Source organism: Pseudomonas sp. (genome assembly GCF_030690725.1).
In the GTDB taxonomy this organism is placed as follows: Bacteria; Pseudomonadota; Gammaproteobacteria; order Pseudomonadales; family Pseudomonadaceae; genus Aquipseudomonas.
Map to the genome: position 1 here is coordinate 89,601 of NZ_JAUYGD010000011.1, position 20,703 is coordinate 110,303.

The window sequence follows — 20,703 nt, forward strand, 5'->3', positions numbered from 1 at the left end:
TTCGTCAAATCAGATTTTGTCGCACCCATATAACCAAGAAGCCTGGAAAATCCAGGCTCCTTGTCATCACTGAGGCTTATTCAGCCTTGGGCTGCTCGCGCAGGCGAATATGCAATTCGCGCAGCGCCTTGTTATCCACCAGCCCAGGCGCCTGAGTCATCACGCAGGCCGCGCTCTGGGTTTTCGGGAAGGCGATCACTTCACGAATCGACTGCGCGCCGGTCATTAGCATCACCAGGCGATCCAGACCGAAGGCCAGGCCACCGTGAGGCGGCGCACCGAACTTCAGGGCATCGAGGAGGAAGCCGAACTTCTCCTGCTGCTCGTCTTCACTGATACCCAGTACGCGGAATACGGTCTGCTGCATCGACTTGTCGTGGATACGAATCGAACCGCCACCCAGCTCGGTGCCGTTCAGAACCATGTCATAGGCACGCGACAGTGCGGCCGCCGGATTGGCCTCCAGCTCGGCCGGGCTGCATTTTGGCGCAGTGAACGGGTGGTGCATGGCGGTCAGGCTGCCGTCGTCGTTCTCTTCGAACATCGGGAAGTCGACGACCCACAGCGGCGCCCACTCGCAGGTCAGCAGATTGAGGTCATGACCCAGCTTGATGCGCAGCGCGCCCAGGGCTTCGCTGACGATCTTGGCCTTGTCGGCGCCGAAGAACACGATGTCGCCATCGACCGCACCGACGCGATCAAGGATCACATTGATGTTATCCAGCGGGATGTTCTTGACGATCGGCGACTGCAGGCCTTCGGCACCATTGGCACGCTCGTTGACCTTGATATAGGCCAGGCCCTTGGCGCCGTAGATACCAACGAACTTGGTGTATTCGTCGATCTTGCTGCGCGGCATGCTCGCCCCGCCCGGTACGCGTAGCGCGGTCACGCGGCACTTTGGATCGTTGGCCGGGCCGCTGAACACCTTGAAGTCGACCGTTTGCAGCTGATCGGCCACGTCCACCAGTTCCAGCGGGTTGCGCAGGTCCGGCTTGTCGGAACCAAAGCGGCGCATGGCTTCGGCCAGGGTCATGTGCGGCAGCTCGCCGAACTCGACGTTGAGCACTTCCTTGAACAGCTGGCGAATCATCTTCTCGGTGATGGCCATGATGTCGGCTTCATCGAGAAAACTGGTTTCGATGTCGATCTGAGTGAATTCCGGCTGACGGTCGGCACGCAGGTCTTCGTCGCGGAAACACTTGGCGATCTGGTAGTAACGGTCGAAGCCGGCGACCATCAGCAGTTGCTTGAACAGCTGCGGCGACTGCGGCAGGGCGAAGAAGCTGCCGGCGTGGGTGCGGCTCGGCACCAGGTAGTCACGCGCGCCCTCTGGGGTGGCACGAGTGAGGATCGGCGTTTCCACATCGAGGAAGCCGTTGTCATCCAGGTAACGACGGATGCTGCTGGTGATGCTCGAACGCAGTTTCAGCTTGGCCGCCATTTCCGGGCGGCGTAGGTCGATAAAGCGGTAGCGCAGACGGGTTTCTTCGCCGACGTCGGTGTATTCGTTGAGCGGGAACGGCGGGGTTTCCGCTTCGTTCAGCACTTCCAGTTCATAGCCCAGCACTTCGATAGCGCCGGATGCCATGTTGGCGTTGCCAGCACCGGCCGGACGCAGACGCACCTTACCGGTGATCTTGACCACGTACTCACTGCGCACCTTGTCGGCAGTGGCGAAGGTCGCCGCACGATCCGGGTCGAATACCACCTGGGCCAGACCTTCACGGTCACGAATGTCGAGGAAAATCACCCCGCCATGGTCACGACGGCGATGTACCCAACCGCAAAGGGTGACTTCCTGGCCGTCCAGGCTCTCGTTCAGTTGGCCGCAATAATGGCTGCGCATCATGGTGGTAGTCGCTTCTCTTGAGTCTTGAATTCGTTGGGCCGCAGTGACTGCGACGCTCGTTGGCCGGATAACCGGCTGGCGCAGGCGCCATTTTCCGCAATTGTGCTGCCTTTAAGGGGCGCGAAACGATCAGCGGCGCATACGCAGCCAACTGCTCGCCCGACAAAACGCGGCAAAGCGCGGGATTATATATGGTTAAGCCGCCACTTGCAGCCGCCGCCCCACGCGCTTTTGCCAGCCCTTCCTATACTCAGGCATGCAGCTCTTTGACTGTCGATAAGTGGAGAGGCTTATGGCCACGCCGAACCTGGCTGAAATACCCAGCGATTTGCTGGCCGACTTTCGCCTGGAATCCAGCGAACAATTCCAGCGTTGCGAGCAATTGCTGATCGAGCTCGAGCACGCCCCCGATGACCGCGAGCGCCTGCGCGAACTGTTTCGCCTAGTGCATACGCTCAAGGGCAACCTGGGTTATATCGGCCTGGATACGCTGATGCGCGTGCCGCAAGCCATGGAGGACGTGCTGTCCTGCCTGCGCGAAGGCCAGTTGCATTTCGACAGCTTGCTGGGCGACATACTGCTACTAACCCTCGACCACCTGAAAGAACTGATCCAACACGCCCTCGGCGGCCCATCGGCGCAACTCAATGCAGCCCAGAGCAAAGCGCTTAGCCAGGCACTCAGCGCCCTGGCACTGGCACCAGCGGCGCAACAAACCGGGATTCGCAGCGCATTACTGCAACAGCTCGACCCCAGCTCAAAACCGCCCGCAGCCATTGCTACAGACGAACCCGCTGCCGCCGATCTACTCAGACGCTACGGCATCGAGCCTGACGCTGACCTGCTGTTCTTCGTCGACCTGATGCAAGCCAGCGAGCGCCGCTCACATTTCTGGCAAGGCCGTGGCCTGCGTCAGCTTGACCTGGCCTTGGCGATCAATCAGCTGGGTGGCAACCCGGAGCAACCCGAGCAACTGGCGGCAGCCATTTGCCTGCACGACCTAGGGATGGCTTTTCTGCCACTGGAGATGCTGCATAAAGAAGCGCATTTCAATCGCGAAGAACGCAGGCAGATGCAATCGCACCCACGCCTCGCCTACGACCTGCTCAAGCGTATGCCGCGCTGGGATGCCGCCGCAGAAATCACCCTGCAACACCAGGAACACGCCGACGGCAGCGGCTACCCGAAAGGCCTGAAGGAAGTCGAAACCAGCCCCGGCGCCCTGATTATCAATATCGTCGACACCTTCGACGCCCGCACCCATGAGCGCGCCCATCAAACCCTTAACAAACGCCCACTGCTGCGCGCCATCCTGGAAATCAACAACCTCGCTGGCCGGCAGTTCAGCGCACACTGGGTCGAGCTATTTAACCAGACGCTACAACAACACCCAGAACTGGCGCATCGCTAAGCCCCAGAAAAATTGAACCCATGCCAAGCAATAGCCTCCAACCATCACTTTCATTGATATAAACCACGATAAAGCTCGGCAACACCCATGGTAGGCTCTGCCCATTATGCGGGCAGCCAAGCCCCGAGCCACCTGAGAGGAGAAATGGTATGGAAATCAATATCGGAATTGCCGAGCAGGACCGCGCCGCCATCGCCGAAGGCCTGTCGCGCCTGCTCGCAGACACCTACACCCTGTACCTGAAAACCCACAACTTCCACTGGAACGTCACGGGCCCGATGTTCAACACCCTGCACCTGATGTTTGAAGGTCAGTACACCGAGCTGTCGCTGGCCGTCGACCAGATTGCCGAACGTATCCGCGCCCTGGGCTTCCCCGCTCCCGGCACCTACGCAGCCTACGCCCGCCTTTCTTCTATTAAGGAAGAGGAAGGCGTGCCGAGCGCCCAGGACATGATCAAACAACTGGTTCAAGGCCAGGAAGCCGTCGTACGCACCGCCCGCGGCATCTTCCCCCTGCTGGACAAGGTTAGCGACGAGCCCACAGCGGACCTGCTGACCCAGCGCATGCAAGTGCATGAGAAAACCGCCTGGATGCTGCGCAGCCTGCTGGCTGCCTAGGTATATGGGTAAATAGGAAATCACGTAAAAGGCCCGTATCTACGGGCCTTTTGCTAGGCGCTTGCCCAGCAGCTGTTCTATGCTTTGGTCAATTGCAACTTGGCCACAGTGACGTGCATGAACAAACCCGCTAAAGCTCCCAGCATTCTGGAACTGTACCCCGAGGAAACCCGCGACGCTGCGGCGCTTCTGAAGAAGGCGGTACCGCTGATGATGCGCCACGATATTCCGCCCAACCCGGTGCATTACGCCCTCTGGTACACCTACAGCAAGGGCCTGGAACCTGAACTCAATCGCCGCCTGGATAAAACCGTCGCTGACTTTGACAGCTTTCCGCCAGAAACTGCGGCCAAGCTGTTTCGCGACTACATCATCCATGGCGAGCTCGAAGAGGCCCGCGCTGGCCAACAACAGGTCATCGAGCTGGTCGACGATATCGAAGGCAACGTGTCACGCAGCATCATCGGCAGCCGTAACTACCAGGCCAGCCTGGAACATGGCCTTGCCGCACTGCAGGAACCGATCATCGATGACCTGCCGAATGTCCTGAATGAGCTGCAGCAAAGCACGCAACTGATGCAGGACCAGCAGGACAAATTCCTCTATCGCCTGAATGCTGCCCAGCAAGAGATCAAGAGCCTGCGCAGCCAGCTTGAACGTGCGCATATCGCCGCCACACTGGACAGCCTGACTCAGGTCTTCAACCGCAACGCCTTCAGCAGACTGCTGGAACAGACCCTGAGCAGCGAACATGACGGCGTCGCCCTGGTGATGCTGGATATCGATCACTTCAAACAGTTCAACGACCAATACGGCCACCCTCTGGGTGACCGCGTGCTGCAGCACGTGGGTCAATTGCTGCGCGACCTTTTGCCACCCCGCGCCATGGCCGCTCGTTACGGCGGTGAAGAGTTCTGCATCATCCTGCGCGATTGCTTTGATAACGCCACGGCTTACGCTTTTGCCGAACAGATGCGCCTGAAGATCCAGTCACTGCGCATCAAAGTGCGCCGCACCGACGAAGTACTCGACAGCATTACCGCCTCCTTCGGCTTCGCCCTTGCAGAACAAGGCGATACGCTGGAAACCCTGCTCACCCGCGCCGATGACGCGCTTTATCAGGCCAAGCGCGATGGTCGCAACCAGGTAAGCCCCATGCCGAGCGAAACTGCGCTCAGTGCTTGATTGAGAACCCCACCTCTTTGCTGTTAAATACGCCCCGTGCCGCTGATCCGTATCCATGGCTCAGCGCATAGGCTGGTACCACGCGCTTTTACTCCTCCCCGGCAACACCCACTACGCGCAGCCAGCCCTTCCTGTTGATTCTTTAAATTAAGCGAGCTCATCGAACATGTTGAAAATTGTCCACCTTCTGACGGGCGCTCTCGCCCTGCTACTTTCTTTTGCCCCACACTTTGGCGACACACCACAGTCACTCCTAGAACAACCCAGCGCGCTGTGCCTTGCTCTGTTCGGCCTGCTTAACCTGTTGCTTGCCCCACAACTGCCCATCTGGCACGCCGGCCTGCGCCATCAAGCGCAAAACCTGGTTTCCGCCCTACTGGTGCTCGGCACCCTGCTGCAAGCCTTGATCCTGCTCGCCCCGCTGCCAGTCATTGCCAACCAACCGGCCAGCCTGTTCAGCCTGCTGATCATCGCTGCCGCCGTAGCCGTACACCTAGCGGCCAACCTGCGCCTTAAATCGCGCAACACCTCAAGCTCGCAAGATCTGGGCGACCGCGAAACAGGTACTGTTAAGTGGTTCAACACCTCGAAGGGTTTCGGTTTTATCTCCCGCGACTCGGGCGACGATATTTTCGTGCACTTTCGCGCCATTCGCGGTGAAGGCCACCGCGTACTGGTCGAAGGCCAGCGGGTCGAGTTCGCCGTAATGCAACGCGACAAAGGCCTGCAAGCCGAGGATGTCATCGCCGCACTGCCTGCACGACGTTAAACGCATAAACGCAAAAGGCCCGCACACTGCGGGCCTTTTGCGTTTTATAGCCAATCAATAATGGGGCGGCGGCGCCTCATCCTCAGCCATACCGAACTGCGAACTCACCTCATCCTGGCGCTTGATCAACGCAGCCACCTGCAGTTGCAAGCGCTCCAGAAGCCGCTGTTGCGCAACCAGCGCATCATTGAGTGCTTGAATAGTGTCGTCCTGAAAAGCCAGCCGGCTTTGCAAATCGTTGATGCGCTCTTCTATTTCCACCAGTCAAGCCTCTTCCACCAGTCAAGCCTCAGCAAAACAAAAATCCCCAGTCAAAACCAGGCGTAAACGGGCTTTCAACGCGGCCAATTGCTCAGGCGTGTACGCCTGCGCCGGATGCTTGCCCCAAACGGGCGCTGGCCAAGCCGCATCCTCGCGACGCCGCACGATGACATGCATATGCAGCTGACTGACCACATTGCCCAAGGTCGCGACATTCATCTTGTCTCCTGCAAAACAATCCTTGAGCACTTCAGCCAGGCCGTTGGTTTCCCGCCAGAGCTGCAGTTGATCAGCCACATCCAGCTGAAACAACTCACTGACATCTTCACGACGCGGCACCAGGATAAACCAAGGGTACTGCGCATCATTCATCAACAGCAGACTGCATAACGGATAATCCCCCATCCAGACAGTGTCCTGCTGCAAACGCGAATCCAGAACAAACATAACTATCTACCTTTAAGAAAACCCACTCGCTTGGTTTTGACAGAGATCGAACAGAACAGGCAACGACACCTGAAGCCTGGCCAGCAAACCGACTGCCAAAGCAAAGCCAGCAAACATCGACTGAGCAGGATACGCCGAAGCTGAAAACACGGCACCCAGGATCAACCACACCACCACGCACCAATAGACAGCACTCAGCAAACCCGCCTCAAGCACGCGCACCAAAACTGTTCCCTTAGGTAATCCCCACGCAGCAGGCAAATGCCACACAACCGCCATACAACGGCAAGCAACTGAAAACAGGGCAGAAAGCGACCGCAAAAATACCTTTCACTGAGCATAAAAATAGAAAAACCTGCTGAAAAACCAAGTACAAACCAATGCAACCCCCAAAAACCTCGATCACACAGGTCAAAACGAGGATAAAAAATTGGCTTTCGGGATTTTGTGCACGACTATTGCTAAGCAATCCATGACGAATCGCACTGCACCGTTTGGCTGCCGAAGGCAACCCACACGCAGGCGCAAAAATCCGTCAGCATTGACTTCGAGCACGCCAGCAGCATCTACAAAAATGCGACATGATTCATAAGCTTTTGCGACACAGCCGTGAAGAAATCGTAATGAATAGATTGCAACTATCGCCAACATTGGCAGCGTGCTATAAGTTACCGCCGACACAAAAAGAAAGAGTCGTCCATATAACAACCAGCCGGACGGCGCAACTTTTCTAAACCAAAGGAGCAATCACGATGCAAGTGATGAAGTGGAGCGTAATCGCCCTCGCAGTAGCAGCGGGCACCACCCAAATGGCAGTGGCATCCAGCCAGTCCGAATCCAAGGGCTTTATTGAAGACAGCAGCTTCAATATCTTCAACCGCGCTCTGTACCATAACCGTGATTACAAAAACGGCGCAGACACTACCACCGACGGCGCATCAAGCAAGCGCAATGGCTACAGCGAAGAGTTCGGCCTGGGCATCCGCCTGATGTACGAGTCTGGCTTCACTCAAGGCACCGTTGGCGTGGGTGTAGACGCTCACTCGCTGAGCAGCATCAAACTGGACACCGGCAAAGGCCGTGCAGGCATTGGCCAATTCTCCAAGAATGGCTCTGGCGAAGCAGAAGACACTCAGAGTGAAGTAGGCGGCGCGATCAAGTTCCGTATCTCCGACACCGTTCTGAAATACGGCAACCAGATCGTTGGCAGCCCAGTATTCTCAACCGACGATAGCCGCATCCTGCCAGAAGTTGCTACTGGTACTCTGCTGACCAGCAACGAAATCGAAGGCCTGGAATTGACTGCCGGTCGCTTCACTGCGATCAGCCGCCAAGCGCCTACCGGTCGTGATGGCCGCGAGCTGACCGAAGCCAACATCGTTGGCGCCAGCTACAGCTTCACTGACAACTTCAGCGGTGCCATTCACGCATCCGATGTTGAAGATCACTTCAAGAAGCAATATGCCAACCTGAACTACAACCTGCCTCTGGCTGAAGACCAAGGCCTGAACTTCGACTTTAACTTCTATAGAACCAATGACGACGGCCGCAAACTGTCGGGCGAAGTGGACAACAAGATCTGGAGCTTGGCAGCAGCTTACTCCTTGGGCGCACATAAATTCACCCTTGCCCACCAGCGCTCTTCTGGCGACACCGCTTATGCCTATGGCGTTGACGGCGGCGGCACCATCTGGCTGTCCAACTCGGTTCAGTACTCTGACTTCGACCGCAAAGATGAGCGTTCCTGGCAGGTTCGTTATGACCTCGACATGGCCACCTACGGTGTACCAGGTCTGAGCTTCATGACTCGCTATATCACCGGCGACAACATCGACTACGGTGTTGGTGTTGATGAAGGCGAAGAGAACGAATTCAACTTCGAAACCAAGTATGTAATCCAAGAAGGCGCAGCCAAAGACCTGTCGTTCCGCGTTCGCAGCGCTATCTACCGCGCCAACAACTCGCAGAATGCCAACTATGGCTCCGACAACAACGATTTCCGTCTGATCGTTGAATACCCACTGAGCGTTCTGTAATTCAGAGTGCTTAGCTGGTAAAGAAAGCCCGACCTAGGTCGGGCTTTTTCTTGCCTGCTGAAAACTTACAGTGGCAACGCATAAGTCCCCGTCACATGCGCCACCAGCTCCTCTTCATTACCCTGCGAATACACCGACACTTCGCAAACAGCCTGCCTGCGACTTAATCTCAATATCCGCGCTTCGGCTAATAGATCAACTGGTTTGGGTTTAACCAGAAAGTTGATATTCAAATTAGATGTCACGGCCATCTCAACGCGACCAAGACTACCCAGCACCACCGCATACATCGCTGCATCCGCCAGCGCCATAATGGTTGGCCCGGACAAGGTTCCGCCGGGGCGAATTAATTTGCTGTGAAATGGCACCCGCGCCAGTGCACCCTTAGCATCCAGTCGATCGATACACAGGTTGATATCTTCTGCCATCGGCAACCCTGCGCGAATCAGCGCCTGCACCTGTTCCGCCGTCAATATCGACACACTCCCCTCCTTTTATAAGCACACGCCTGCATCCTGTACGCATCTGTACAGGCACCGTACAATGCGGGCCATTCAAAATCTCTTGCAACCGACAGAACAGCCAAATATGCGTACCAGCCAGTTCCTGCTCTCGACTCTGAAAGAAACCCCATCCGATGCCGTGGTGATCAGCCATCAGTTGATGCTGCGTGCCGGCATGATCCGCAAGCTGGCTTCCGGCCTGTACACCTGGCTGCCCATGGGCCTGCGTGTGCTGCGCAAGGTTGAGAAAGTCGTGCGCGAGGAAATGAATGCCGCCGGCGCGCTGGAAGTGCTGATGCCGGGCATTCAACCGGCAGAGCTGTGGCAGGAATCCGGTCGTTGGGAGCAGTACGGCCCGGAACTGCTGCGCATGAAGGATCGCCACGGCCGTGACTTCTGCGCCGGCCCGACCCATGAAGAAGTGATCACCGATCTGGCGCGCAATGAGCTGAATAGCTACAAGCAGCTGCCAATCAACCTGTATCAGATCCAGACCAAGTTCCGCGACGAAATCCGTCCGCGCTTCGGCTTGATGCGTGGCCGCGAGTTCATCATGAAGGATGCCTACTCCTTCCACGTTGACCAGGCTTCGCTGCAGGAAACCTATGACCGCATGCACCAGGCCTACTGCAACGTGTTCACCCGCCTGGGATTGAATTTCCGCCCCGTGCAGGCTGACACCGGCTCCATTGGCGGCACTGGTTCCCACGAATTCCACGTACTCGCCGACTCCGGCGAAGACGATATCGCCTTCAGCGACAGCTCCGACTACGCCGCCAATATCGAGAAAGCCGAAGCCGTTCCGCGCGAAAGCAGCCGTGGCGCAGCCACTGAAAGCATGCGTATGGTTGAAACTCCAGACACCAAGACCATTGACGCACTGGTGCAGGGCTTTGGCCTGGCCATCGAAAAAACCATCAAGACCCTGATGGTGCACGGCGCGAAAAAAGGCACCTTGGTCGCCTTGATCGTACGTGGCGACCACGAACTCAACGAGATCAAGGCCGCCAACCTGGAGCTGGTTGCCAGCCCGCTGGTATTTGCCAGCGAAGCCGAGATTCGCGCGGCCATCGGCGCAGGTCCTGGCTCACTAGGCCCGGTCAATCTGCCGATCCCTTGCGTGGTTGACCGCTCGGTTGCCCTGATGAGCGACTTCGCCTCGGGAGCCAATATCGATGACAAGCACTATTTCGGCGTCAACTGGGAGCGCGACCTGCCGCTGCCGGAAGTTGCCGACCTGCGCAACGTGCTGGCCGGCGACCCAAGCCCGGACGGCAAAGGCACCCTGGAAATCAAGCGCGGCATCGAAGTCGGGCATATCTTCCAGCTGGGCACCAAGTACAGCGAAGCGCTGAACTGCCAGGTGCTAGGCGAGAACGGCAAGCCGGTGACCTTGACCATGGGCTGCTATGGCATCGGCGTGTCCCGCGTGGTGGCGGCAGCCATTGAGCAGAACAACGATGACCGCGGCATTCTCTGGAACGACGCCTTGGCGCCTTTCCACATCGCCCTGGTGCCGCTGCGTTACGAAACCGATGCCGTGCGCGAAGCCACCGACACGCTGTATGCGCAGCTAACTGCTGCCGGCTATGAAGTGCTGCTCGATGACCGTGACAAAAAGACCAGCCCAGGCATCAAATTCGCCGATATGGAACTGATCGGCATCCCGCATCGCATCGTAGTCAGTGATCGCGGCCTGGCCGAAGGTAACCTGGAATACAAGAGCCGTAAGGAAATCGACGCCCAGGCCGTGCCTGTCGCCGACATCATGAGCTTTATCCAGGCCCGCATCAGCCACTGATCTCAGCCCTTTTAGCAAGAGTCGTCATGTTCAAGCGAAACACCCTCAGCCTCATCGCCACCCTGCTGGGTGGCTCTCTGCTACTCAGCGGTTGCGCCAACCAGTTGCCGCAACGCAGCGAGCATGAGGAGCGCGTCGAGCGCAAATTGCTCGATCACAGCCTGCAGATCGATGTGGGTGAGCCACGCGTGCTGGAGTTGCCGCAACGCCGCGTGCGCGTGCATGAACAGAAGACCTTCGAGGTTACGGCGTTTGACGTCACGCGCCGCTATGACCGCTACACCCCCTACCAGCCCTGGCGCGAGTTGTATGAAGTGCCACTGGGAGCACTGGCAGTGGTCGGCGGCATCGGCGCCAACGTGCTCAACGTGGTACTGCTCGGCAGCCTGCCGGATACCGTCACCAAAGACTGGATCAGCTATGGCTTTGCCGGGCTCAACCCGGCAATGAACGTCGAGTCCAACGGCCGCTCGCAGCAGAACCTCGCCAGCCTTGAGGAGCGCCGCCAGGATGCGCGCATGGAGTATTCAAGCCTGCCATGGGCCGAGCGCCCGGTGCTGGTTAAAGCCGGCGAACAGAGCCATGAACTGCTCACCGACCGCAATGGCATCCTGCGCCTGAACCTGCTAGACAGCCCGTTTGCCGAAGAAGATGTCACGCGCATCAGCACCCTGCTGTTGACGGTTGAAGATGATCAAGGCTCGGCGCGCGCCGATGCCTCCCTGCTGGTCAGCCGCACCCTGCGCGGTAAACTGCAGGAAGCCCACCAGCTGATCTACAACGACCTTGAGGGTGACGACGTTGCCCAGTGGGTGCACCGGGTCAAACGCCTGTCAGAGCTGGGCCTCGAAGAGGAAGCCAGCGAACTGGAACAGAGCCTGATCGAACTGACACGCAACGATCCGGAACTGCAGAAAATTTTCCTCCAGGCCCTGACCAAAGACGCCGGCCGCCTGGTCGCCGATCCTGGCAACGACTGACGCCCCCATGCGGCAGCGCCTGACCTGCGCCCTACTCGGCCTGCTGCTCTGCGGCGCGACTTATGCCGACGTGCGTCAGGCGCCAGAGCCGGAACTGCGCACACTGCTGCAACAGACCGTAGCCCAGGCCGACAGCTTTCAGGATCGTTTCGAGGCCGAAGTCTGGCTGCTGGATATGTCCACACGCATGCGCCGCTATATCCCGGATGCCGAGGAACGCCTGAGCCTGCTGCGCCTGGTGCATCGCGAAGCCAGCAAGGCCGGCTTGCGTCCCGATCTGGTAATCGCGCTGATTCATGCCGAAAGCCATTTCGACCGTTTCGCCATCTCCTCAGTCGGCGCCCAGGGCATGATGCAGGTGATGCCCTTCTGGAAAGCCGAACTGGGCCGCCCGCAAGACAACCTCACCGATAACGCCACCAACCTGCGTTATGGCTGCACCATCCTCAGCTTCTATTTGCGCAAGGAAAACGGCGACCTGAACCGCGCGCTGGCGCGCTATAACGGCAGCCTGGGCAAGCACACCTACTCAGCCAAGGTGGTCGGTTTCTGGCACGACTTCTGGTATGTCAAACCGTAGGATGGGTTAGCGGCGCGGAGTACAAGACGCAAGCACAACAGGAAACCCTATGCGCCGCGTAACCCATCAAGGACTTAGCGCCGCACGATAAATCCGGTAATCCCCTGCTGCGCCTGCTCTTGCAGCTCCAGCGAGGTAACTTCGGCAGCCTGCGGCCCGTGTTGCAACCAGCTGGTCAATTCAGCCACCGCAGTTTCATCACCCTCGAACAGCACTTCGACCCGGCCATCGGCCAGGTTGCGTACCCAACCATCGAGATCAAGCCGCTCAGCCTGCTCCGCCGTTGCCTGGCGAAAGCACACACCCTGAACGCGGCCGCTAACGTAACCATGCATGCAGATACGCGCCACGGCTTAGTCCTCCGCCTTGAGTGCAGTGAGGCGAGCCGTCAGACCGGCAGCCGTCTGCTCACCGAGCAAGCGCTCACGCATACGCCCCTGATCGTCGACGATATAGGTCACCGGCAACACCTCGGCACGCGGCAACTGATAGCGCTCGGCAGGGTCCTGCGCCAACACAGTGAAACTGATGCCCATGTCTTGCGCGGCCTTGCTCAGTTTCTCCCCCTGCAGCGCATCGAAGTTCACCCCGAGCACCTGCACGGACTGCTCCTTGAGCTGTTGCTCGAGGGCATTGAGCTCGGGAATCTCGGTGCGACAAGGTGCGCACCACTGCGCCCAGTAATTAATCACTAACCACTGGCCTTCCAGGCGCTCAACCGCTACCTTTCGTCCATATTGATCGACGCCTATGTCTTCAGCGCAACCGGCCAGAATCAGACCTATGCCTACGCCCGCAACAGCACGAATGATCGCCTGGAAACGCATTCCCATGCATTCGCTCCCTGATTCCATAAGGTTGATATGACATTAGATGCCTTGCGCCTGGAAGTGCCAGACATCCTCGAAACCGATGTCGCGCCGCTAGCCGACCTCAATGAGCAGCTGGCCCAAGCCCGCCTGCAGTCGCCAGAACTGGCCTTGCAGCAGGCGCTCGGCCTGCTCTTCAGGCTGAACCGCAGCGCCATGACCTTACTCGAAAGGCAGCGCGCACTGCAAAGCTTCAGCGATCAGTACCGCCATTACAGCAAGGCCTACCAGGGCGAAAATCCTCCCACGGCCTTGTTCGTGCACCTGTGCAGTGAACTGGCCATCGGTTTCAAACGCCTGCTGCTGCAAATCCTCCAGGGCCGTCAACCATCACGCCCGCACCTGGCCTGGTGCCTGTATATGGCTCAGCACTTTCTCGCGCAGAGCCTGCTGCGCCACTATCAGCTGTATCAGGAGCCGCCGCCCAGTCTGTGGCGTGACAGCCACCTGCTGTACTGGATCGGTGAGCATCAGGATTGCCTGGACGAGCCGGTGGCGGCGGCGTTTACCCCGCAACCCGCGAACACTCTGCGCGGCATTTATCAGCAGATGTTGCTGCTGGCCTTGAGCAACCCATTCCACCTCGCCGATGGCGAGTGCGAACTCCTGTTCGGTGCGCTCTCGCCACTGGCAGGTCTGGCGCGTCTGCTGCCCTGGGACGAGGACGATGAGATCGAAGGGCCCACCATCGACCTGACCGAGGCGCAACCCTGCCTGAGCTATGCCCAGACGCCAGAAGGCAGCGTGGACTGTTTACGCCGCTTTGAGTTGGGCGCCCTGCTGGTGGCCCTGCATGATCCCGCACCACTACAAAGCAAGGCAGAGCGCCAACTGCTGGAGCGCGTACAACAACACTGGCTGGGGCGCCAGCAACGTCGACATACCCGCGCCGACCACAGTTCAGAATGCAACCTTATCGTCGGTCTGCCCGGCATTCACGCGCAGTTGCTGGAACAGCGACCGCTGCGCACCAGCGCCCAGATGCTCGACGCCAGCGCAGGCGGTGCACGCCTGCTGTGTAATGCCGACCAGGCCGCGCAGCTGTCGGTTGGCCAACTGGTACTGCTGCTCACCGGCAGCGATACGCCGACCCTGGCCCTGGTACGTTGGCGGCATCTGAATAGCGAAGGCCTGCACCTTGGCCTGCGCTACCTGAAAGGCCTGCCGCGTCCGGTATGGCTGCGGCGCGCGCCCAGCGCCCAGACTCACCCAGGCGTGCTGCAGAGCACCCCGGCACCGGGTAATGGCTGGCATCATGGCTTATGGCTGCCCAATGGACAGTTTGTTGAAGGGGAAAATGTCTGGCTGCAACTGGCCAGCGCGCACAATCAGGCGATTCTACCGCTGCCGACCGCCAATCTGATCACCGCATCCGTCACGCGCTATCCGATGCAGCTGGCCTGAGCCTTGTTGCCGATACGCTAAAACTGCGAGAAAGGTCACGCCGAACGTCGGCCGAGCGCACAGTTTCATCGGGTGGGCCAAGCTTATAATTCATCGCACTCACGCTTGATGCGATCCGTTATTAGCCTGGAACACAACCATGACCCAAGCCCTCGATAAGTTGGTCGGCCCTGTGCCATCTGCCATCGTCAATCTCGCCCGCTTACAGGTCACCCCGTACGAAGGGCGCGTCGCTGAGTTCAACGTAGCCGCCTGGCTGCACCTACCAGGGCTGGCCAACCTGCCTGTGTCCCTGTTGATCAGCTATCGCGACGGCACCACCCGCCGTGAGGTGATGGTCGATCACGGCAAGGTCAATCAGCACAGCAAGATTCTGCTTTCCAGCGTGGCCCGTCTGCCGGTGAAGCTGAAGATCGAAGAAATGCAGGTGCGCCTGCGCTCTGCCGTACCGGCGACTAGCCTGGTGGTCGAGGAGCTGTTTGTGCAAGCGGTCGAATTGCCACAAACCGATAGCCGCCAAGCACTCGCCTGATAGCCCCCCTCAGCACACAAGCCCCGCGCACTGACGCGGGGTTTTGCGTTTAGCGCGAGAGCATTCCTGCAGGCCCGCACTGGGCGTCAGAATCAGGTCGCGTAACAGTTTCAGATAAGCCAGAAGAGTCGGGCTGCTCAGTCGGATTGGAATTGACCAAGGACTGTGGCCAGCTGCTGAAGCGCAGGCCGGTGATGCGATTAAGGCGCTCGAGCGCCTCTTGCGGATCACGCTGATACAGATGAATCACTTTGCCTTTATTGGCTGTCATAACGCCTTCACACTCCGCCAATCCCTGCCCTGCTGGCAACCTGATCGCTATCTGCAAGACAGATAGCCAGAAGCGTGCCAGCTTCCTTTTAACCGCGTTTGGCGACCTCCATGGTCGCCAGTGCCATCATGCGCCATCAGCACAACGCCGCAAACTGACGTTTTACGTCACTTTGCCGGCTCAGCCTCTGGCTGCAACCACTTCGCAAGGTCTTCACCAAATAGCGCAGCCTGTTCTTCCTGCAATTTCGTCAAGCCACTGCGCAGCGCTGGGTACCAGACCTCATCGAGTTCCTCGGGCAAATTCTCCGCCCTTGGCATCGGCCAGGGACTGTGGCTAAGCAATTGCTGCAACGAATAATGGCCCAGATCGCGGCTCAATACCCAGGTGCCGGAACCGGTAGGTGCAATCAGTTTCTGCTGCTCAAGAAACACCAGAATCTCTTCCCACTCATGCTCAGCCAGCGACCAACCCTGACGCTGCACGTCCAGCAAACGCACCTTCAAGCCCGATTGCTGGCGCTCGTAGAACACCCGCAAGACGCCAAGCGCCATCAACAGACGCGGCACCGCACGCTTGCGCCATTGCTGGGAAAATCCCAGGTTGCAGACCAATTCGGCGCCAAACAGCACAATCAGCCAGGACAGGTAGATCCACAGCAGAAATAGCGGCACCGTGGCGAACGCACCGTAGATCAGCTGATAACCGGGGAACAGGCGCACATACAGGCCGAACAGCATCTTCGCCACTTCGAACAGAATCGCCGCGAACAAGCCACCCAACAGCGCATGCCGCACCGGAACCTGAGCATTCGGCACCGTGGCATACAGCAAGGTGAATGCGGCCACGCTAAACAGCAGCGGCATAAACTTCAGAACGACCTGAGCTCCGAGCAAGGCATCGGGCCCGGAAATCAGCGACAGCGAGGTAAAGTAAGTGCTGATGGCAAAGCCGCCACCGAGCAACAAGGGTCCCAGGCTGAGAATCGCCCAGTACAGCAGAAAGCTCGATACGCCACGCCGCGGCTGACGCACGCGCCAGATGGTGTTGAAAGTCTTCTCGATAGTTACCAGCATCCAGAACGCCGTCGCGGCCAACACCCCCACACCAATCCAGGTCAGCTGACGCGCCTGAGCGGTGAAGTCACGCAGGTATTGCTGCAGGGTTTCCCCAGCAGAGGGCACAAAGTTGCGGAAGATAAAACTCTGAATCTGCTCGCCGGTATCCTGAAACGCCGGAACGGCCGAGAGCATGGAAAAGGTCACCGTCATCATCGGCACCACCGCAAACAGCGTGGTGTAGGTCAAGGCTGCCGCGTTACTGGTGCCTTGGTCGGCAATAAAGCGCTGCAATAAAAAACGCCAGAACTCCAACAGGTTGTTAACGCGCTGCAGCATGCCCTCTCCTTAGCCACTTGCATCCCGGCTACCTGCTCAATCGCAGGCGCGGGTGCCGTAAGCGGTTAGAATAGCCGCCATCGAAGGTAACAGGCGACCCGAACATGACCGCTATGACGCTCTACCATAACCCGCGCTGCTCCAAATCGCGCAGCGCATTGCAATTGCTGGAAGACCGCGGACTCACCCCAACTATCGTGCGCTACCTGGAAACACCGCTCAGCGCCGATCAGTTGCAGGTGTTGCTGGGCAAGCTCGGCATCAGTGCGCGACAACTGCTGCGCACCAGCGAAGAGGAATACAAGACCCTAGGCCTGAGCGACCCGCAGCTGACAGACGCGCAGCTGATCGCGGCCATGGTCAGCCAGCCAAAACTGATTGAGCGGCCCATTCTGGTAGTCGGTGACAAAGCCGCCATCGGTCGCCCACCTGAAAACATTCTGGAGATTCTGCCGTGAGCGCGCCCTACATTCTGGTGCTGTATTACAGCCGTCATGGCGCCACAGCGGAAATGGCCCGACAGATCGCCCGTGGCGTAGAAATGGGCGGTTTGGAAGCGCGCTTGCGCACAGTGCCTGCGGTATCTGCAGAGTGTGAAGCAGTGGCTGCGGATATCCCGGCCGAAGGCGCGCTGTATGCCAGCCTTGATGACCTGAAGAACTGCGCCGGCCTGGCACTCGGCAGCCCGACGCGCTTCGGCAATATGGCCGCGCCGCTCAAGTACTTCCTCGATGGCACCAGCGGCCTGTGGTTAACCGGCGGCCTGGTCGGCAAACCTGCCGGCGTATTCACCTCAACCGCCAGCCTGCACGGCGGCCAGGAAACCACCCTGCTGTCGATGCTGCTGCCGCTACTGCACCACGGCATGCTGATCACCGGCCTGCCCTACAGCGAAGCCGCGCTGCTCGAAACCCGTGGCGGTGGCACGCCCTATGGCGCCAGCCACCACGCCGGCGCCGATGGCAAACGCGCCCTCGATGAACATGAAACAGCCCTGTGCCGCGCACTCGGCCAACGCCTGGCGCAGACTGCTGCAAAACTGGAGAGTGCCCGTGGCTAAAACCGCAAAATCGCTGCCGCCCCTGGAATGGTTGCAACCGCGCCTGAACATCAGCCGCGCGGTCAGCCTGCTGAGTTTTTTTAGCCTCGCAGCGTTGTTGCTGGCGTGGAACCTGTGGTTCGCCAACGTGCCCAGCAAACTGCTCTGGGTGATCCTCGGCGTACAACTCGCGCCCCTGCTATTGCTGGCTCCCGGCCTGATCATCGGCAACGCCCGCGCCCACGCCTGGGCCTGCTTTGTAGTGAATTTGTACTTTATCCAGGGCGTACTCGCAGCCTTCGACCCGAGCAAGGCGCTGTACGGCTGGCTACTGACAGGGCTGAGCTTCAGCCTGTTCTGCGCCGCGCTGATGTTTACCCGCTGGCGCTTTCAGTACGAGCGCAAGTTGGCAGGGGAAAACTAGGGGACAACGCTGAGCCTGGCTGCGCGCAGGTTCAGCGTTTTATAGCGAGCGCTTTACCAACCGAGGGTTTCTTTAAGAAAGGGAATTGTCAGCTTGCGCTGAGCCTGCAGTGACGCCTGATCCAAGCGCTCAAGTAAGTCGAACAAGGCACTCATGCTGCGCTCGCCCCGGGTCAGGATAAAACGCCCGACTTCATCACTCAGGTGCAGCCCGCGACGCGACGCGCGCAGTTGCAAGGCGCGCAGCTTGTCCTCATCGGACAATGACTGCAGCTGAAACACCAGAGCCAGGGTCAGGCGTGATTGCAGGTCAGCCAGCTGCACCGGCAACTCGCGCGGCGAGCTGCTGGCGGCCAGCAACAGGCGTCGGCCACTGTCACGCAGTCGGTTGAACAGATGGAACAACGCCTCTTCCCAGTCACTGCGCCCGGCAACTGCATCCAGATCATCTAGACAAACCAGCTCGCACTGCTCCAGATTATCCAGCAGTGCCGGGCCGTACTCGACCACCTCAGCCAGCGGCAGATAAACCGCCGGCTCGCCGCGCTGCTCAAAGCGCAAACAGGCCGCCTGCAACAAGTGACTTCGCCCTACACCCTCACCGCCCCACAGATAAATCAGGCTTTCCGTCCAGCCTGCATCAGCCTCGCACAGACGCTCGACATAACCCAACGCCGCAGCGTTGGCTCCGGGATAGTAATTGGCGAAAGTGGCGTCATCGCGCAGACGCACACCTAATGGCAGTTGTATGGGTGTCATGCTGGGTTGGGCGGCTCGTCGGAACCGCGGGCTGGCTCACCGTAAAGATCGGAAAGTTTATAGTCTTCGTAAGTGACTGTCACTGCTGCACTTTTCCACTCAATTCGGGGCTTTGCCGTTGCGGCTCTGCTCACTGCCGCTCGATTTTGATCAGTGTTTTCGACACTTTTTCGACACTCATACAAGGGGGATTAAAAGCGCCGTTGCTACGCAAGCCACTACTGACCCAATTGCAAACCCGGCCCAGAATGTTTTCTGGGTTCTTCTCCTGATTGCTAGCTCGTACTTGGCTGCCAGAATTGTGTGTGCTGGTGGTGCATTTTTATATGCGCGGCTTTCGCTGTAGTTCGGCTCTCGCTTCTTTACTCTCTCGATCTTCGGCTTTTGCTTGGACTGTGCGTCTGCCTGCTTCGCTTCTGGTTTGGGTGCAGCATCAGCGCTGCCCTGCTCCTTTTTGCCGTTATTACGGCCCATCCGCCGTTCAAAGTCTTCTTTGTACCAGTGACGGTCTTCTAAGCTCATCAATCCCCCTTGAGCCTGACGGCAAACCAGCGTCGGGCCACTTCCGTTGTGATCGTTATCCCGCGTTTTGATTGCTCAAGTTTGAATTGGCTTGGTCGTATTCGGGGCTTGTTTGTCCGTATTCGGGTGCTATCTGACCGCTTGCAATCCAAAGCGCGTAGCTCGGGAAAATCTTAACCAAAACGTCAATTTCCTCTGCGCTCACTCTCACCGCGCCTTTGCTGACGTTCCTCCATCTCTCATATTCGCCGCCCGACTCGCTGCACTTTTTGGGGCCGCCAGCCTTGCCTATCAATAGTCTAGCCCTATCGGCTGCGCCTTCCATAATAGAAAAATATGCCCTGAGTAGTTATTGCTCACTATAACGCACTGAGCAATAATCACTCTATGAGCAGTTATTACTCAACACACCTTATAGGCACTTGTGCCTATCAATGAGCGGGATAGTGCAGCAATGAGCGACCAATTAGAAGGACTTGAACATCCACTAAAGCCGGCCCAGCTGCCGGACGTGGAAACGCTTGAAGGATTTGCAGAGCGCAACGGCCTCACTGCTGATACCGCTCGCGCATGGGGTCAGAAGGGTTTTATCCCGACCCTCAAGCTCGGAAAACGTCGCATGGTCAACAGCGCCATGCTCCGTCAGTTTCTTCTCGATCAGGAGTGGACGGCATGATCCTTTTTCAAATTTCACTCATCGCTGCCTCTCTTATTTTTGTCGTCATTGGTTTCGTACTCCTCTACAGAGGATGGCGCCAGTTATGAGAACAACGATGAATAACCTAGTTATTGGCTGTCTGCTAGAGCGCCTTCTCTATATCCGCTACTGCCCTGAGGTGTTAGCTAGTGGCGTTTGGCGCCAGTTCTCTGGCTACCTAGATGCCCTTATTGATATGCGTTTAATCAATAGCCAGCAGTCCGTTGCTATCCACGATTTGGCTACCAACGCTTATTTGCAGAACGGCCTTCGCCGTGTCTTAAAGCCTTCGTCTGCAAAGCCTCAGGCGCAGGTTCTGGCCAATGAAAAGCCTGAGCCAGTATC

27 protein-coding genes and 1 pseudogene are annotated in these 20,703 nt (G+C 58.3%); 16 read left to right on the forward strand and 12 right to left on the reverse strand.

Annotation, left to right across the window (positions count from 1 at the left end):
• Positions 1 to 76: 76 nt before the first annotated feature.
• Complete coding sequence (gene aspS / locus Q8O69_RS02505) at positions 77 to 1,852, reverse strand: aspartate--tRNA ligase (protein ID WP_305589325.1); 1,776 nt, start codon at positions 1,850 to 1,852, stop codon at positions 77 to 79.
• A gap of 292 nt (positions 1,853 to 2,144) precedes the next feature.
• On the opposite strand from aspS, the gene Q8O69_RS02510 reads away from it, so the two are divergent.
• From Q8O69_RS02510 to Q8O69_RS02530, 5 genes and pseudogenes are all read left to right on the forward strand, one after another.
• Positions 2,145 to 3,263 (forward strand): HD domain-containing phosphohydrolase, encoded by a 1,119-nt coding sequence (locus tag Q8O69_RS02510; RefSeq protein WP_305589327.1) that lies wholly within the window; start codon positions 2,145 to 2,147, stop codon positions 3,261 to 3,263.
• 149 nt (positions 3,264 to 3,412) lie between these two features.
• On the forward strand, positions 3,413 to 3,883 hold the full coding sequence (locus Q8O69_RS02515) for a Dps family protein (RefSeq protein ID WP_160087544.1): 471 nt from the start codon (positions 3,413 to 3,415) through the stop codon (positions 3,881 to 3,883).
• Positions 3,884 to 4,000: 117 nt separating this feature from the next.
• On the forward strand, positions 4,001 to 5,068 hold the full coding sequence (locus Q8O69_RS02520; RefSeq protein WP_275963515.1) for a GGDEF domain-containing protein: 1,068 nt from the start codon (positions 4,001 to 4,003) through the stop codon (positions 5,066 to 5,068).
• 166 nt (positions 5,069 to 5,234) lie between these two features.
• Positions 5,235 to 5,555 (forward strand): annotated as a pseudogene (locus Q8O69_RS02525) (cold shock domain-containing protein membrane protein); the annotation flags it as partial.
• 57 nt (positions 5,556 to 5,612) lie between these two features.
• Positions 5,613 to 5,837: a cold-shock protein gene (locus Q8O69_RS02530; protein WP_169852850.1), complete on the forward strand. Its 225-nt coding sequence runs from the start codon at positions 5,613 to 5,615 to the stop codon at positions 5,835 to 5,837.
• A gap of 54 nt (positions 5,838 to 5,891) precedes the next feature.
• Here the strand turns inward: Q8O69_RS02530 and Q8O69_RS02535 are convergent, their stop codons facing one another.
• The 3 genes from Q8O69_RS02535 to Q8O69_RS02545 are packed head-to-tail and all read right to left on the reverse strand — an operon-like array spanning position 5,892 to position 6,767.
• Positions 5,892 to 6,098: a SlyX family protein gene (locus Q8O69_RS02535; protein WP_160015123.1), complete on the reverse strand. Its 207-nt coding sequence runs from the start codon at positions 6,096 to 6,098 to the stop codon at positions 5,892 to 5,894.
• 21 nt (positions 6,099 to 6,119) lie between these two features.
• Entirely contained in the window at positions 6,120 to 6,545 is a 426-nt protein-coding gene (locus Q8O69_RS02540; RefSeq protein WP_305589328.1) for an HIT domain-containing protein, read from the reverse strand.
• Between the two features lie 12 nt (positions 6,546 to 6,557).
• On the reverse strand, positions 6,558 to 6,767 hold the full coding sequence (locus Q8O69_RS02545) for a hypothetical protein (protein ID WP_305589329.1): 210 nt from the start codon (positions 6,765 to 6,767) through the stop codon (positions 6,558 to 6,560).
• Positions 6,768 to 7,297: 530 nt separating this feature from the next.
• On the opposite strand from Q8O69_RS02545, the gene Q8O69_RS02550 reads away from it, so the two are divergent.
• Complete coding sequence (locus Q8O69_RS02550) at positions 7,298 to 8,581, forward strand: OprD family porin (protein ID WP_305589331.1); 1,284 nt, start codon at positions 7,298 to 7,300, stop codon at positions 8,579 to 8,581.
• 65 nt (positions 8,582 to 8,646) lie between these two features.
• Here the strand turns inward: Q8O69_RS02550 and Q8O69_RS02555 are convergent, their stop codons facing one another.
• Entirely contained in the window at positions 8,647 to 9,054 is a 408-nt protein-coding gene (locus tag Q8O69_RS02555; protein ID WP_305589351.1) for a PaaI family thioesterase, read from the reverse strand.
• 115 nt (positions 9,055 to 9,169) lie between these two features.
• On the opposite strand from Q8O69_RS02555, the gene Q8O69_RS02560 reads away from it, so the two are divergent.
• Genes Q8O69_RS02560 through Q8O69_RS02570 form a run of 3 tightly spaced genes read left to right on the forward strand, consistent with a single transcriptional unit; the run spans position 9,170 to position 12,445 of the window.
• Positions 9,170 to 10,885 carry a proline--tRNA ligase gene (locus tag Q8O69_RS02560; RefSeq protein WP_305589332.1) on the forward strand — a complete coding sequence of 572 codons (1,716 nt, stop codon included), beginning with the start codon at positions 9,170 to 9,172 and terminating at the stop codon, positions 10,883 to 10,885.
• A 26-nt stretch (positions 10,886 to 10,911) separates the two neighbouring features.
• Positions 10,912 to 11,865: a hypothetical protein gene (locus Q8O69_RS02565; RefSeq protein ID WP_275963509.1), complete on the forward strand. Its 954-nt coding sequence runs from the start codon at positions 10,912 to 10,914 to the stop codon at positions 11,863 to 11,865.
• Between the two features lie 7 nt (positions 11,866 to 11,872).
• On the forward strand, positions 11,873 to 12,445 hold the full coding sequence (locus Q8O69_RS02570) for a transglycosylase SLT domain-containing protein (RefSeq protein ID WP_305589333.1): 573 nt from the start codon (positions 11,873 to 11,875) through the stop codon (positions 12,443 to 12,445).
• Positions 12,446 to 12,519: 74 nt separating this feature from the next.
• Here Q8O69_RS02570 and Q8O69_RS02575 read toward each other — a convergent pair whose 3' ends face one another.
• Positions 12,520 to 12,795: an acylphosphatase gene (locus Q8O69_RS02575; protein WP_305589334.1), complete on the reverse strand. Its 276-nt coding sequence runs from the start codon at positions 12,793 to 12,795 to the stop codon at positions 12,520 to 12,522.
• A 3-nt stretch (positions 12,796 to 12,798) separates the two neighbouring features.
• Entirely contained in the window at positions 12,799 to 13,278 is a 480-nt protein-coding gene (locus Q8O69_RS02580; RefSeq protein WP_305589336.1) for a TlpA disulfide reductase family protein, read from the reverse strand.
• A 30-nt stretch (positions 13,279 to 13,308) separates the two neighbouring features.
• On the opposite strand from Q8O69_RS02580, the gene Q8O69_RS02585 reads away from it, so the two are divergent.
• The gene (locus tag Q8O69_RS02585; RefSeq protein WP_305589338.1) at positions 13,309 to 14,718 is read left to right on the forward strand and encodes a PilZ domain-containing protein; all 1,410 of its coding nucleotides are present in this window, start codon (positions 13,309 to 13,311) and stop codon (positions 14,716 to 14,718) included.
• Between the two features lie 139 nt (positions 14,719 to 14,857).
• On the forward strand, positions 14,858 to 15,250 hold the full coding sequence (locus tag Q8O69_RS02590; protein ID WP_305589340.1) for a hypothetical protein: 393 nt from the start codon (positions 14,858 to 14,860) through the stop codon (positions 15,248 to 15,250).
• Between the two features lie 49 nt (positions 15,251 to 15,299).
• Here Q8O69_RS02590 and Q8O69_RS22025 read toward each other — a convergent pair whose 3' ends face one another.
• Both Q8O69_RS22025 and Q8O69_RS02600 read right to left on the reverse strand, forming a co-directional pair.
• The gene (locus Q8O69_RS22025; RefSeq protein WP_371136034.1) at positions 15,300 to 15,521 is read right to left on the reverse strand and encodes a hypothetical protein; all 222 of its coding nucleotides are present in this window, start codon (positions 15,519 to 15,521) and stop codon (positions 15,300 to 15,302) included.
• Positions 15,522 to 15,688: 167 nt separating this feature from the next.
• Entirely contained in the window at positions 15,689 to 16,918 is a 1,230-nt protein-coding gene (locus tag Q8O69_RS02600) for a virulence factor BrkB family protein (protein ID WP_305589342.1), read from the reverse strand.
• A gap of 104 nt (positions 16,919 to 17,022) precedes the next feature.
• Here Q8O69_RS02600 and arsC point away from each other — a divergent pair, with 104 nt between their 5' ends.
• From arsC to Q8O69_RS02615, 3 genes are read left to right on the forward strand one after another with little or no spacing between them, the layout of a single operon-like run.
• Positions 17,023 to 17,376 carry an arsenate reductase (glutaredoxin) gene (gene arsC / locus Q8O69_RS02605; protein ID WP_305589343.1) on the forward strand — a complete coding sequence of 118 codons (354 nt, stop codon included), beginning with the start codon at positions 17,023 to 17,025 and terminating at the stop codon, positions 17,374 to 17,376.
• Positions 17,373 to 17,978: an NAD(P)H:quinone oxidoreductase gene (wrbA, locus tag Q8O69_RS02610; RefSeq protein WP_305589344.1), complete on the forward strand. Its 606-nt coding sequence runs from the start codon at positions 17,373 to 17,375 to the stop codon at positions 17,976 to 17,978. The genes arsC and wrbA overlap by 4 nt, the downstream gene beginning before the upstream one ends.
• Positions 17,971 to 18,381: a DUF2069 domain-containing protein gene (locus Q8O69_RS02615; protein WP_305589345.1), complete on the forward strand. Its 411-nt coding sequence runs from the start codon at positions 17,971 to 17,973 to the stop codon at positions 18,379 to 18,381. The genes wrbA and Q8O69_RS02615 overlap by 8 nt, the downstream gene beginning before the upstream one ends.
• A 53-nt stretch (positions 18,382 to 18,434) precedes the next feature.
• Here Q8O69_RS02615 and hda read toward each other — a convergent pair whose 3' ends face one another.
• From hda to Q8O69_RS02630, 3 genes are all read right to left on the reverse strand, one after another.
• Positions 18,435 to 19,139 (reverse strand): DnaA regulatory inactivator Hda, encoded by a 705-nt coding sequence (hda, locus tag Q8O69_RS02620; protein WP_275963498.1) that lies wholly within the window; start codon positions 19,137 to 19,139, stop codon positions 18,435 to 18,437.
• A gap of 177 nt (positions 19,140 to 19,316) precedes the next feature.
• Complete coding sequence (locus tag Q8O69_RS02625) at positions 19,317 to 19,661, reverse strand: hypothetical protein (protein ID WP_305589346.1); 345 nt, start codon at positions 19,659 to 19,661, stop codon at positions 19,317 to 19,319.
• Between the two features lie 55 nt (positions 19,662 to 19,716).
• On the reverse strand, positions 19,717 to 19,986 hold the full coding sequence (locus Q8O69_RS02630) for a DNA-binding protein (RefSeq protein WP_305589347.1): 270 nt from the start codon (positions 19,984 to 19,986) through the stop codon (positions 19,717 to 19,719).
• Between the two features lie 129 nt (positions 19,987 to 20,115).
• On the opposite strand from Q8O69_RS02630, the gene Q8O69_RS02635 reads away from it, so the two are divergent.
• Entirely contained in the window at positions 20,116 to 20,337 is a 222-nt protein-coding gene (locus tag Q8O69_RS02635) for a DNA-binding protein (protein ID WP_305589348.1), read from the forward strand.
• A gap of 97 nt (positions 20,338 to 20,434) precedes the next feature.
• The coding region (locus Q8O69_RS02640; RefSeq protein WP_305589350.1) for a hypothetical protein at positions 20,435 to 20,703 on the forward strand (269 nt) is incomplete at its 3' end.

Excerpts from the sequence above, each read along its gene's own strand:
- aspS (WP_305589325.1), bottom strand. The coding sequence starts at position 1,852 with ATGATGCGCAGCCATTATTGCGGCCAACTGAACGAGAGCCTGGACGGC.
- Q8O69_RS02510 (WP_305589327.1), top strand. The coding sequence starts at position 2,145 with ATGGCCACGCCGAACCTGGCTGAAATACCCAGCGATTTGCTGGCCGAC.
- Q8O69_RS02515 (WP_160087544.1), top strand. The coding sequence starts at position 3,413 with ATGGAAATCAATATCGGAATTGCCGAGCAGGACCGCGCCGCCATCGCC.
- Q8O69_RS02520 (WP_275963515.1), top strand. The coding sequence starts at position 4,001 with ATGAACAAACCCGCTAAAGCTCCCAGCATTCTGGAACTGTACCCCGAG.
- Q8O69_RS02540 (WP_305589328.1), bottom strand. The coding sequence starts at position 6,545 with ATGTTTGTTCTGGATTCGCGTTTGCAGCAGGACACTGTCTGGATGGGG.
- Q8O69_RS02550 (WP_305589331.1), top strand. The coding sequence starts at position 7,298 with ATGCAAGTGATGAAGTGGAGCGTAATCGCCCTCGCAGTAGCAGCGGGC.
- Q8O69_RS02560 (WP_305589332.1), top strand. The coding sequence starts at position 9,170 with ATGCGTACCAGCCAGTTCCTGCTCTCGACTCTGAAAGAAACCCCATCC.
- Q8O69_RS02565 (WP_275963509.1), top strand. The coding sequence starts at position 10,912 with ATGTTCAAGCGAAACACCCTCAGCCTCATCGCCACCCTGCTGGGTGGC.
- Q8O69_RS02570 (WP_305589333.1), top strand. The coding sequence starts at position 11,873 with ATGCGGCAGCGCCTGACCTGCGCCCTACTCGGCCTGCTGCTCTGCGGC.
- Q8O69_RS02580 (WP_305589336.1), bottom strand. The coding sequence starts at position 13,278 with ATGGGAATGCGTTTCCAGGCGATCATTCGTGCTGTTGCGGGCGTAGGC.
- Q8O69_RS02585 (WP_305589338.1), top strand. The coding sequence starts at position 13,309 with ATGACATTAGATGCCTTGCGCCTGGAAGTGCCAGACATCCTCGAAACC.
- Q8O69_RS02590 (WP_305589340.1), top strand. The coding sequence starts at position 14,858 with ATGACCCAAGCCCTCGATAAGTTGGTCGGCCCTGTGCCATCTGCCATC.
- Q8O69_RS22025 (WP_371136034.1), bottom strand. The coding sequence starts at position 15,521 with ATGACAGCCAATAAAGGCAAAGTGATTCATCTGTATCAGCGTGATCCG.
- Q8O69_RS02600 (WP_305589342.1), bottom strand. The coding sequence starts at position 16,918 with ATGCTGCAGCGCGTTAACAACCTGTTGGAGTTCTGGCGTTTTTTATTG.
- arsC (WP_305589343.1), top strand. The coding sequence starts at position 17,023 with ATGACCGCTATGACGCTCTACCATAACCCGCGCTGCTCCAAATCGCGC.
- hda (WP_275963498.1), bottom strand. The coding sequence starts at position 19,139 with ATGACACCCATACAACTGCCATTAGGTGTGCGTCTGCGCGATGACGCC.
- Q8O69_RS02625 (WP_305589346.1), bottom strand. The coding sequence starts at position 19,661 with ATGAGCTTAGAAGACCGTCACTGGTACAAAGAAGACTTTGAACGGCGG.
- Q8O69_RS02630 (WP_305589347.1), bottom strand. The coding sequence starts at position 19,986 with ATGGAAGGCGCAGCCGATAGGGCTAGACTATTGATAGGCAAGGCTGGC.
- Q8O69_RS02635 (WP_305589348.1), top strand. The coding sequence starts at position 20,116 with ATGAGCGACCAATTAGAAGGACTTGAACATCCACTAAAGCCGGCCCAG.